Source organism: Bradyrhizobium sp. SBR1B, from assembly GCF_014198205.1.
Taxonomy (GTDB): Bacteria; Pseudomonadota; Alphaproteobacteria; order Rhizobiales; family Xanthobacteraceae; genus Bradyrhizobium.
This window is the reverse complement of sequence record NZ_JACIHC010000004.1, coordinates 352,658-363,899: the sequence shown is the minus strand read 5'-3', so window position 1 is coordinate 363,899 and position 11,242 is coordinate 352,658. Positions and strand designations below refer to the sequence as shown.

Genomic DNA, 11,242 nt, shown 5'->3' with positions numbered 1-11,242 from the left:
AAGCGTATAGCGGCGCCCATGTCGAACCCGCCAGACACGGCCGCCGCGCCGGCCGATCCGATCCCCGAGTGCCCGCATTGCCAGAAGCCGATGCCGCTGTGCATCTGCGACAGCGTCACGCCAATCGAGAATCGCCTCTCACTCCTGATCCTCCAGCACCCGCAGGAGCAGGACAGGGCGCTCGGCACCGCGCGCCTGCTTGCCAGGCATTTTGCCGATGCCACGGTGCGGGTCGGCCTGTCCTGGCCGAGCCTGTCCAAGGCGTTGGGACGGCCGGTCGAGAATGCCGCGCGTTGGGCCGTGCTCTATCTCGGCTCGGCCCGCGCCGCCGATCTCGAAGCGGAAGGCGAGATCGTCGCGCTCAACCGCAAGGGCGAGGTCGCGGAGAACCAGCGCGCGATCCTCGGCAAGCTCGAAGGCGTCGTGCTGCTCGACGGCACCTGGAGCCAGGCCAAGGCGCTGTGGTGGCGCAATCCCTGGATGCTGAAATGCCAGCGCGTCATCCTCAACCCGGCGCACCCCTCGCGCTATGGCCGTCTGCGCAAGGAGCCGCGCAAGGACGGGCTCTCGACAATCGAGGCCGCGGCGACGATTCTCGCCGGGCTCGAGCGGCGTCCCGACATCGCCGAGACGCTGAATGCGAGCTTTGAACGCCTGTTAACACGCTATCGCGAGGTCCAGGCCGAGATGCCGGAATTGGCGCCAAAACCTGCCCCGAAGGGCCGGCGCGACTTCCGGCGGCGCAAACGAGCCTGACTTCGGCCCACATCATCTGTACGGTCGATTGCACCGCGACAGCCGGGCGTCTAGAGACGATCGGCCGAAACCGGTTACGATCTCCTCTCCTGTTGCGGCATCGGAGAGCGAGAACCTGAGGGGCAGTCGAATTCAGCTCGCAGCGAAGGAAATCCTGGCACAGGCGGCGCGGCCCGATCGTTGGGGCACGCTCGCGCTGATGGACATTTCGCTGCGCTACCGCCGGACCGTGATCGGCCCGCTCTGGATCACGCTGACGCTGGCCGCGACGATCGCAAGCGTCGGCACCGTCTATGCGGCCCTGTTCAAGCAGGACATCGCCACCTTCCTGCCGTCCTTCGCAGTCGGCCTGATCGTCTGGACCCTGATCGCCACGAGGCTCCAGGAGGGCTCCAACATCTTCGTCGCGTCCGGCCATCTCATCAAGGCGGTGCCGGCCCCGCTGATCGTTCATGTCCTCCAGATGATCGCGCGCAACGTCCTCATCTTCGCGCATCATTTGGTGATCGTCGTGCTGCTCTACGTCGTGATGCCCTGGCCGCTGCGCTGGAGCATGCTGCTCGCGCTGCCCGGCTTCGCGATCCTGTTCCTCACGCTGCTCGGCGGCTCGGTCGCACTCGGCATGCTCTGCGCGCGCTTTCGCGATATTGGTTCGGCGATCGTCAGCGGCCTGCAATTCGTGTTCTTTCTCACGCCGATCATCTGGACCGAGGACAGCGCGCGCGGCACCGCGTTTCACTGGCTGACGCGGGTCAATCCGTTCGCGACGCTGCTCGATCTGGTGCGGCGGCCGCTGTTGTCGCAGCCGACCGATGCGGAGCAATGGCTGTTAGGGGCCCTCTATGCGATCGTCGTGGCCGTCATCGGCCTCGGCTGCTACGCAAAATACCGCCATCGTGTGGCGTATTGGCTGTGATGCGCGCATGACGATCACGGCCCACATCGTGCTTCGCGACGTCTCGGTCACGTTTCCCGTGCTGTCGTTTCGCGACCGCTCGCTGCGCAGCCGGTTCGTCAGCGCCGTGACGCTGCGGCGGAAGGCGGCGGTCTCGCACCTCATCACGGCGTTGAACGAGGTCAGCCTCGACATCCGCGCCGGCGACCACCTCGCCATCATCGGCGCCAACGGCGCCGGCAAGACCACGCTGCTGCGGGTTCTCGCCGGCATCTACCATCCGACGGCGGGGAGCATCGACGTACGCGGCCGCTGCCTGTCGCTGTTCGATTTGCAGGCCGGCTTCGACGAGGAAGCAACCGGATACGAGAACATCATGCGGCGCGGCCTCGTGATCGGCGCGCGGCGCGCCGAGATCGACGCGCGGCGGGCGGAGATTGCCGAGTTCACCGAGCTCGGCGACCGCCTCGACCTGCCGCTGCGCACCTATTCCAGCGGCATGATGCTGCGCCTGATCTTCGCGGTCGCAACCGCGGTCGAGGGCGAGATCGTGCTGCTCGACGAATGGATCGGCGTCGGCGACCAGCAGTTCCGCAAAAAGGCGCGGCAGCGGCTGGATGAAATCGTCGCCCGCGCCGGCATCCTGGTGCTCGCCTCGCATGACATCGAGCTGATCCAGAGCACCTGCAACCGGGCGATCCTGCTGGAGCAGGGGAAGATCATCGCGGCCGGCGCAACCGATACGATTCTCGCGCGATATCTGGCGGGGTCCGGCGGGAGGAACGCGTAGCGGTTCGAAGATCCCCTGACGGCCAAAATCGGACGAAGGCGGTTGCCTAAACCCTTCATCCCCTATATTGCTCCGGCCTTACGGGGCCACGTGGCGGAGTGGTTACGCAACGGTCTGCAAAACCGTGTACACCAGTTCAATTCTGGTCGTGGCCTCCATCATATCCCTCTGATCTCCCAGCACAATTCGATCTCGCCGCCGGCTCCGCTGATGCTGCGCGCAACGTTCTGCCGACCTCAGAGGCGGATCGATCTCCGGATTTGTCCGGAGCTCGCTGGCCCCCCGATTCAGTCTCGTTGGCATAGACTTCGCATCTGCGAAGCGATGCGACTGACATCAACGAGCGCTGGAGCACCCGTGGGCGACATCGTCCGATTTGTCCCGAAATCCGAGCTGGAGCGGGCCCGCCTCATTCGCGAGGCTCGCGCGATCTATGACAGCATCTTTCCATCGGCCGCACCCGACCGGGTGCCGCAGGATGGCGAGGATCGCATCAAGACCTGATCGGCGCAGCGCCGGGTTTCACACCCAGTGCCTACGGCAAAACGCCCGCGAAGCGGGCGCTCGGCTCAGGGTGAAAGCAGCTTCAGCAGGCCGCGTACCAGCCGTCGGGGAACGGCAGAAGGGGCCAGGCGCCCTCATTGTCATTGGCGGCTTTGGGCGTCGCGTGAAAACTCCACGAGCGGGGCACGAATTCCTCCTCCGGCGCGGGAGCAAAGTCTTCAATGACCATGGCGTCCCGGACGGCATCCAGCAGCAAGTTGAATTCGGCTTCGCTTCTCATCGCACCCTCGCAGAACGCGGATGGCGCAATGTCGCAAAGCCGGTTTGTTACCCGGTTGAGCGGATCGTTCGCATTTTAACGATCCGGCGATCGGGTCCCGATTGGTTAGCGGTTTGTGAAAATCCCCCAGGAAACTCTAGGTTCCTCCGCTGCGCCGGCAGTGTGAAAGAGATCACATCCTCGGCGGTTTATTTCTCTTAACCCCTTCGCCTACCGGCCCAATGCAGGCCGGAGCGGGCAGGGCGAACGGGAGACTGGTCATGAAGGCGAGGTTCTTGCGGTTTGCGGGTGTAAAGAGTCGGGCCCGCCGCGCCTCCACGGTCGGGCTGTTCCTGACGCTGTTTGCTTCCACCGCCCACGCGCAGGGGACAGCCGAGCAGCGCCGGGCCTGCACGCCCGACGTCTACCGGCTCTGCGCCGGCGAAATACCCAACGTCCGCGCCATCACCGCGTGCCTGCGGCGCAACCGCTCGAGCCTGAGCGAAGCCTGCCGCAGCGTGTTCGATCAGGCCGGCGGTTAAGGGCCTGTGGATGTGTGCGCAGCAAGTGGCTCGCGTCGGCTGACGAATTCGCGATAGCGGTTCTGTGGATATGCTGCGGACAGGCTGTGGATAGCCTTTGAGCCGATGCGAGTGAGAGAAAGTGAGAGAAGACGGGCTTGCCGAGCGCTCGCTGCATTTCGTCTCAAATTGCAACCCGCGCGTGCAAGAAGTCTTGATCGGGTGTGATCTAGGGGTGAACGCCCGGCTTGAACGTGCGTCCCGGGCACAACGACTAATAGTAAGCGTGCATAGGATCAGGGAAACGTGATCAGGCCTCCTCTTCCTAAAGCACCAAAATGGTGCTTTAGTGCTTTCCATGAGCCAGTCGCCCCGAAACGCGCCGTCCGCGCTGCGTTACAGGCTTGCCCCCGATCCGGCCGCCAAGACTGCACTGGAGGCGACCTTCCAGGCCTATGACCGCATGATGGAGATCCTCGATGAGGTCGCGCGGAGCCACAATGTCGGCTCCAACGTCGTCCTGCTGCATGCCCACGCCTATGACCCGATCCGCAAACAGACCGCGCTGCCCTCGCGCCTGGTAACGCTGGGCCTGCGTGACCGCGCCGAGTATCGCGCGGCACAGGGCCGCCGTCTGCCGCTCGACGACAAGCTCGCCAAGATCAAGGGCCCGGCCACCATTTCGATCGCGACCGTGCAAGGGCGCTTCAGCGTGCCCTTCGATTATGCCGGCTATGCCGAGGGCTGGGGGCAGAGCGTGCCCGCTCGCCTCATCCGCACCGACGACGGCTTTGAAGTTCACTACGGCGTCACGCCGAACAATCTGCCAGAGGAGGAGAACGCCATGGATACCATCGCTGCCACTCCCGAAAACTTCCTGTCCCGGGTCGGGCGCCTGATCGCCGGGATCGCCTATGACGCGATCGAGCAGGCCGAAGGCAAGAACAAGCTGAAAGTGGTCAGCCAGGCCATCCGCGAGATCGAGCGCGCCGAGAGCGAAGCGCGCGACGCGCTCGCCGCTGCGCGTGCCGAGGAATATCGCCTCAACGCGCGCCGCACCGAGATCGAACGCGAGATGGCCGATCTCGCGCCCAAGATCGAGGGCGCGATCGCTGACAGCCGCGACGATCTCGCCCGCGCCGGCATCGCGCGCCAGATGGATCTGGAGGCCCAGTTCGATGTGCTCTCCCGCGCCATCGACGAGAACAACGAGAAGATCGAGCAATGCATCACCTCGCTGCGCGCGGTGCTGTCTGCGCTGCAGGACGCCGAGCAGCGCCGTGCCGATCTCGAAAAGAGCGAGGCGGCCGCAAGCCATCAGGCCTCGACGTCATCCCGAAAACAGGGCGGCGGCTCTGCGGCAGCGAAGGCGCTGCGGGCGGGCAGGGCGGTGGCACGCGCCACCGGCGTGCCGCCGGGCATTCCCTATTCGAGCGACATCGACGAGCTCAGCACGCTGCATCGCGACAAGGAAATTGCGGCGAGGCTCGCGCGGTTGAAGTCGCGCTCCTGAGTGTCGTGTCATGAGCGCTCTGCTCGAACACGTCATGTCGCCGGAGGTCAGGCCGTTCGCGATCGCGGCGGCCATGATCCTCATCGTCGGCTCGATCGAAGTGGTCTCGATGCTGGTCGGGGCTTCCTTGAGCGAAATGCTCGGGACCAACATCGATTTCGGTCACCCCAGCGACAATGGCGTGATCAACGCCATTTCCTGGATCAATGTCGGCGGCGTGCCGCTTCTGATCTTCCTGTTGCTGCTGCTCGGCGCCTTCTCCATCACCGGCTTCCTGATCCAGGACATCGCGCGAATGGTTGCGGGGCCCTTGCCGGCAACAGTGGCCTCGGTGGGGGCCGTCGTGATCTCGGTTCCGGTGGTCCGCGCTGCCAGCAGGGCGATCGCGCGGGTCATCCCCAAGGATGAAAGCTATGCCGTCGGCTTAGGGGATCTCGTCGGCCGCATCGGTGAGGTTGTCATCGGCCCGCTCGACCAGGGGCCGCCCGGCAAGGTCAGCGTCGCCGACGTCCACGGCAACCGCCATTTCGTCTGGGCGGTTGCGGCGCCGGCGTCATCGCCCCTGCCACAGGGAACGATGGTCCTGCTGGTCGATCGCGACGGCACCCGCTTCGTGGCGGTCAAGGCCGACGATGAACTCAAACCTTCCAAGCCCACTCTAAACAGCTAGCAAGTCATTATCGGAGAGCATCATGTTCGACATCGCAGTCCCGGCCATGATCGGCGTCGCGCTGATCGTCGTCCTCGGGATCGTCTTCACCATCCTCTACAAGCGCGCCACCCGCGACGAGGCCTTCGTGCGCACCGGCCTCGGCGGCAAGAAGGTCGTGCTGGACGGCGGCGCCATGATCCTGCCGATCTTCCACTCCTATGCCAGCGTCAATCTGAAGACGCTTCGGCTCACCGTGGAACGCAAGGAGCGGGAATCCCTCATCACCAAGGACCGGCTGCGCGTCGACATCGTCGCCGAATTCTACGTGCGCGTCCGGCCCGACGATGAGAGTATCGCGCTTGCGAGCCAGACGCTGGGCGCACTGACCAATGACGCCGAAGCCCTGCGCAACCAGGTCGAGGCGAAATTCGTCGACGGCCTGCGCTCGGTCGCGGCGACCATGAGCATCCTCGAACTCCAGGAGAAGCGCTCGGACTTCGTCAAACATGTGCAGGCGACAGTCGAATCCGACGTCAAATCCAACGGCCTCGAGCTTGAATCCGTGTCGCTCACGAAGCTCGACCAGACCGACGTCAAGTTCTTCAACCCGGAAAACTTCTTCGACGCCGAAGGTCTCACCCAGCTCAAGACCGTCACCGAGACGCGCCGGCGTGACCGCAACGCCATCGTGCGCGACAACGAGGTGGCGATCGCCCAGAAGGACCTCGAGGCGCGGCAGCAGACCCTCGGCATCGAGCGGACCAAGAAGGAGGCCGAGCTGTCGCAGGAGCGCGACATCGCCAACAAGACCGCGAGCACCCGCGCCGAGGTCGCAACCGCGACGCAGACCGCGCGCCTCACTGAGGAGAATGCCCGCATCGATACCGACAGGGCGGTCGCCGAGAAGGAGGCGGGCGCCAAGCAGGTCAAGGAAACCGCGGTGATCGAGTCGGATCTGGCGATCAACAAGCGCAAGACCGACGCCCAGCGCGAGATCCAGATCGCGACCCAAGAGAACGAGATCCAGATCGCGTCCAAGAGCAAGCAGACCTCGGAGGCCGTTGCCGAGGCCAAGACCGCCGAAGCGATCGCGGTCTCCGCGGAGGAAAAGGTCGTGACCGCACGCGCGGTCGAGGTCGCCGATCGTGCCCGTCTCACCCAGGTGCTGGCCGCGCGGACCGAGGCCGAGCGCAAATCGACGGAGCTGATCGTCGCGGCCGAAGCCGAGAAGAAGGCCTCGCTCGATCGCGCCGAGGCCGTGAAGACGCTGGCCACCGCGGAAGCCGAGTCCAACAAGATCAAGGCCGTGGGTGTGCGCAACATCGGCGAGGCGGAAGCGGCCGTCATCACCATGAAGAACGAGGCGCAGAACAAGCTCGGCAGCAACGTCATCGACTTCGAGATCGCCAAGAAGCGGATCGAGACGATGCCGTCGGCGCTGGCCGAGATGGTCAAGCCCATCGCCAACCTGAAGGACGTCCGTATCCTGCACACCGGCGGCGCGTTCGGCGGCAACGGCACCAGTGGAGGCAATGTCGGCTTCGGCGAGGGCCTCGCTGGCGAGCTGCTCAAGGTGCACGCGCTGCGTCCGATGATCGACGAGATCCTGCGCCAGAGCGGCTTTGCGCCCGGCGAGGATCCCGTGAAGGCGCTGGTCGGCGCCGTGACCGGGAAGAGCAACGGCGCCGCCGTGCCCGCGCCGGCACCGGAGAAGACGAACACCGCCGATCTATGAATGCCCGTTCATTGCTGCGGAGAATTCGAATCGATAAACAGGCTGAGCGCGTCTCGCGTCGCGCAACGTGCCGGAGTGACGATCGATCGTCTTGAACCTTTCGATCGCACTCCGGACGGATCTTCCAAGGCAACGACATTGGTTGCCGCGGCGCCTGCGCCGATCGACGCCAGGCGCTGAAGCCTGTTTCGATCGGGGAATTTCATATGAAATATTTTCTGTCTGGACTGATCGCGATCGGCCTTTCGATCGCCGCCGTGCCCTCGTTCGCGGCCGATGCCCGCAACGTCACCGTCGTCAACGAGACCGGCTATGCCATCAAATTCCTGGGCTTCAACGCGCCGGACGATGGCCTGGACGAATGGGACAATGAGCTCGAGAAGGTCTTGCAGAACCAGGCCAGCACCTATGTCGAGTTCGACGAGGACGACGAGGGCTGCGTCTGGAACATCCGCGTCGACTGGCAGAACTACGACGAAGCCGTGCTCTGGAAAAACGTCAACCTCTGCAAGATGACCGCGCTTCGGCTGCGCTACGATCCCGGCACCAAGACCACCTCGTTCCTCGCCGAGTAGCCTTTGGCCGACATGGCCCGGAGGAGGGGGCATCCCAGCCTTCCTCCGGCGCATTGCGGATGATGACGAATTCGTCCTTTGCAAGCGCAAGCGGCTTTGTTATACGCAGCCGCGCGCGAACGACTGGTTCGCCTTTTCCTCGGTAGCTCAGCGGTAGAGCATCCGACTGTTAATCGGATGGTCGCTGGTTCGAATCCAGCCCGGGGAGCCAAATCCTTCCGCAAATTCAACGGGTTACGAGCGCATTCTCGCGCGATGTGCAATCTTGTTGCCGTGCCCTCTGAACCGCGCTTTCGCGATCCCGGCTGGGAATCGCATTCAAGCAGATGTGTTGTGGGTTGGCTCCGTCACGCCATGCGGACGGCGCCAAATCGACTCAATTGAAATCGAGCTTCGCGATAGCCGGATCTTAACGGAGCTGATTCCCATGCCAGATATCCAGGTCGACCATATGGCCCCCTCGATTCTGCCGGCCGACATTCCCGAGCTCAGCGACGACGAATGCCTCGCCTGTCTGGCGCGTGCGGTCGAGACGCCCGATTCGGCGCGGCTGGATGAGGTCGCCGCTCTGATCGGCCGCCTTGCGGTGGCCATCGAATAATCCGTCCCGACCCTGATGCGGTAACATGCGGAGGCCTTAGCTGCGCAGGCTAACGGCCGTGTTGCGTTTTGGCCGTGCATGCTCCAAAGATGCCGCGAATTTCGTCCGCGGCATCGTCCGCCTTTGCAGGGTCCGCAAATGTCCGGTTTCTCGACCGCGCGCCTCAAAATGGTCGATGGCCAGGTGCGCACCAATGACGTCACTGACCGTCGTGTTCTCGATGCCATGCTCACGGTTCCGCGGGAAGCCTTCGTGCCGGCCGACCGGCAGGCGTTGGCTTATCTCGACCTCGACCTCGACGTGAGCGAAGGCGCGGCCAAGCGGTTCCTGATCAAGCCGCAGCTGACCGGCAAGCTGCTCCAGGCCGCCGAGATCGGCGAGGGCGACAACGTGCTGGTGGTCGGCTGCGCCACGGGCTACCTCGCCGCACTGACCGCCAAGCTTGCACGCCAGGTCACCGCCACCGAATGCGATTCGGCTTTGGCCGCGAAAGCCAAGGCCGCCCTGAACCTTGCCAACGTCACCTGCAAGGCCGCAGCCTGCGCCGAAGGCGATCCGTCCGCCGCTCCCTTTGACGTGATCATCCTCAATGGGGCGACTGAGGTCGTGCCGGAAGCGCTGCTCGGGCAGCTGAAGGAGGGCGGGCGTCTGGTTGGGGTGTCAGCCGAATCGAGGCCGCCGCGTGCCATAATCGTGACCCATACCCATGGTGAATTCGGCCATCGGGCCCTGTTCGACGCTGCCGCTCCGGTCCTTCCCGGGTTGGAACGGGCTGCCGCCTTTGTGTTCTGACGGCCCAAAACGCGATAAAATCCCGTTCTGAATCAGAAGTGTGGCCGGGATGCTGCACGTGAAGAGTTTCCACCGAGAACTACCCTCAGGTAGTTCCGTCGCGCTTGACCGCGTCTTATGTTGCGGCGGGGCAACGACTCCACTCGTAGACGGTAACCCAGCTCGCGGGCACGAGCCGGGCGTTAGAATGAACGGAATTTTTGGGATGCATGGGGTGAAGCTCTTCACCGGAGCTGCGGTTTCGGTCCTGCTGCTCGCGCTTGCCGGGCCGACGCCTGCCTTGGCGGACACGATAGAGTCCGCGCTGGTGCGCGCCTATCAGAACAATCCACAGCTCAACGCACAGCGCGCCCAGGTGCGCTCGACTGACGAAAACGTGCCGCAGGCGCTCTCGGGATATCGCCCGAAGGTTTCGCTGACGGCGAGCGGGGGCATTCAGTACTCGGACTTCAAAAGCGCCTCCAACAGCGATCCAATTAACGGTAAAGGTTATCCCCGAAGCGTGGGACTGACTGCCACCCAGACGCTCTACAACGGTAACCAGACCGCCAACAGGACGCGCGCCGCGGAGAGTCAGGTTTCCGGCTCCCGCGAAGCGCTGCGCAGCCTCGATCAGAGCATATTGCTCCTGGCCGCCACGACCTACATGGATTATCTGCGCGACTCGGCGACGCTCGAAGTCCAGCGCAGCAACGTGCGGGTGCTCGAGCAGACGCTCAAGCAGACTCGTGACCGCTTCAACGTCGGCGAAGTGACGCGCACCGACGTTGCGCAATCGGAAGCACAGCTGGCGGCTGGCAGGACGCAGGCCCTGACCGCGGAAGCAAATCTCACCACGACGCGCGCGAACTTCCGCCGCATCATCGGCAACGAGCCGACGAATCTGGCACCCGGCTCGCCGGTGGATCGTTTCCTGCCCGCGACGCTCGCTGCCGCGGTCGAGCTCGGCCTCGTCGAGCATCCGAACGTCACCGCCGCGATGTTCGGCATCGACGTCAATTTCTTGCAGGTCAAGGTTGCCGAGGGCGCTCTGCTGCCCACGGTCACCCTGCAGGCGGGGGTGACCCAGGCCTACGAACAATCTTTGATTCAGTACCGCTCGCTCAGCGCTTCCGCGATCGCGCAGGTCTCGGTGCCGATCTATCAGGGCGGTAGCGAATATTCGCTGATCCGGCAATCCAAGGAAAACCTGGCGCAGCAACGTCTCAACCTCGAAAACACGCGGGATCAGACCCGCGCGACCGTCGTGCAGTGGTGGGGTTCGCTGCAGGCCGGCAAGGCGCAGGTGCAGTCCGCGCAGGCGCAGGTGACGGCGTCCGAGATCGCGCTGAATGGCGTGCGCGAAGAGGCCAAGGCCGGTCAGCGCACGACCCTCGACGTCCTCAACGCGCAGCAGGCGCTGGTCAATGCGCGCGTCGCGCTGGTGACTGCGCAGCACGACCGGGTTGTTGCATCCTATAACGTCCTCGCCGCCGTCGGCCGTCTGGCGCCGCAGGTTCTCGGCCTTGCGACCACGGTTTACGATCCCAGCGTTCACTACCATCAGGTCCGCGATAGCTGGGCCGGCGTGCGTACGCCTGACGGGCGCTGATTCCCGTACTCGCCCGGTCGGCCTCATGAATTGCCGAGGCCGACCGGCGCTTTGCTTG

General features: G+C 64.4%; 13 protein-coding genes and 2 tRNA genes. 14 read left to right on the top strand and 1 reads right to left on the bottom strand.

From position 1 onward, the window contains the following. Positions 1-18: 18 nt before the first annotated feature. The 5 genes from GGD61_RS13455 to GGD61_RS13435 all read left to right on the top strand — a co-directional run bounded on the left by GGD61_RS13455 (position 19) and on the right by GGD61_RS13435 (position 2,945). Entirely contained in the window at positions 19-756 is a 738-nt protein-coding gene (locus GGD61_RS13455; protein ID WP_092258319.1) for a tRNA-uridine aminocarboxypropyltransferase, read from the top strand. Between the two features lie 199 nt (positions 757-955). Further along, positions 956-1,672: an ABC transporter permease gene (locus GGD61_RS13450; protein ID WP_246785927.1), complete on the top strand. Its 717-nt coding sequence runs from the start codon at positions 956-958 to the stop codon at positions 1,670-1,672. A 7-nt stretch (positions 1,673-1,679) separates the two neighbouring features. Beyond that, positions 1,680-2,441 carry an ABC transporter ATP-binding protein gene (locus tag GGD61_RS13445; RefSeq protein ID WP_183230777.1) on the top strand — a complete coding sequence of 254 codons (762 nt, stop codon included), beginning with the start codon at positions 1,680-1,682 and terminating at the stop codon, positions 2,439-2,441. An 84-nt stretch (positions 2,442-2,525) separates the two neighbouring features. After that, positions 2,526-2,599 (top strand) — tRNA-Cys (locus tag GGD61_RS13440). A 199-nt stretch (positions 2,600-2,798) separates the two neighbouring features. Continuing rightward, positions 2,799-2,945: a hypothetical protein gene (locus GGD61_RS13435; RefSeq protein ID WP_018320409.1), complete on the top strand. Its 147-nt coding sequence runs from the start codon at positions 2,799-2,801 to the stop codon at positions 2,943-2,945. A gap of 82 nt (positions 2,946-3,027) precedes the next feature. Here the strand turns inward: GGD61_RS13435 and GGD61_RS13430 are convergent, their stop codons facing one another. Beyond that, positions 3,028-3,225: a hypothetical protein gene (locus tag GGD61_RS13430; RefSeq protein ID WP_018320410.1), complete on the bottom strand. Its 198-nt coding sequence runs from the start codon at positions 3,223-3,225 to the stop codon at positions 3,028-3,030. 260 nt (positions 3,226-3,485) lie between these two features. On the opposite strand from GGD61_RS13430, the gene GGD61_RS13425 reads away from it, so the two are divergent. The 9 genes from GGD61_RS13425 to GGD61_RS13385 all read left to right on the top strand — a co-directional run bounded on the left by GGD61_RS13425 (position 3,486) and on the right by GGD61_RS13385 (position 11,184). Continuing rightward, complete coding sequence (locus GGD61_RS13425; protein ID WP_026202356.1) at positions 3,486-3,746, top strand: hypothetical protein; 261 nt, start codon at positions 3,486-3,488, stop codon at positions 3,744-3,746. Positions 3,747-4,074: 328 nt separating this feature from the next. Beyond that, entirely contained in the window at positions 4,075-5,238 is a 1,164-nt protein-coding gene (locus GGD61_RS13420; RefSeq protein ID WP_092258313.1) for a PspA/IM30 family protein, read from the top strand. Between the two features lie 10 nt (positions 5,239-5,248). Then, a complete protein-coding gene (locus tag GGD61_RS13415; RefSeq protein WP_092258310.1) occupies positions 5,249-5,908 on the top strand; it encodes an OB-fold-containig protein in 660 nt (219 codons plus the stop codon). Positions 5,909-5,930: 22 nt separating this feature from the next. Then, a complete protein-coding gene (locus tag GGD61_RS13410) occupies positions 5,931-7,625 on the top strand; it encodes a flotillin family protein (RefSeq protein WP_092258307.1) in 1,695 nt (564 codons plus the stop codon). A gap of 206 nt (positions 7,626-7,831) precedes the next feature. Beyond that, complete coding sequence (locus GGD61_RS13405; RefSeq protein ID WP_092258303.1) at positions 7,832-8,200, top strand: hypothetical protein; 369 nt, start codon at positions 7,832-7,834, stop codon at positions 8,198-8,200. Positions 8,201-8,336: 136 nt separating this feature from the next. Beyond that, a tRNA-Asn gene (locus tag GGD61_RS13400) sits at positions 8,337-8,411 on the top strand. Between the two features lie 216 nt (positions 8,412-8,627). Next, positions 8,628-8,801, top strand: a complete 174-nt coding sequence (locus tag GGD61_RS13395) for a hypothetical protein (RefSeq protein WP_018320416.1) — start codon at positions 8,628-8,630, stop codon at positions 8,799-8,801. 138 nt (positions 8,802-8,939) lie between these two features. After that, positions 8,940-9,593: a protein-L-isoaspartate O-methyltransferase gene (locus GGD61_RS13390; protein WP_092258300.1), complete on the top strand. Its 654-nt coding sequence runs from the start codon at positions 8,940-8,942 to the stop codon at positions 9,591-9,593. 205 nt (positions 9,594-9,798) lie between these two features. After that, positions 9,799-11,184, top strand: coding sequence for a TolC family outer membrane protein (locus GGD61_RS13385; RefSeq protein ID WP_018320418.1), 1,386 nt, complete (start codon positions 9,799-9,801; stop codon positions 11,182-11,184). Positions 11,185-11,242 lie beyond the last annotated feature (58 nt).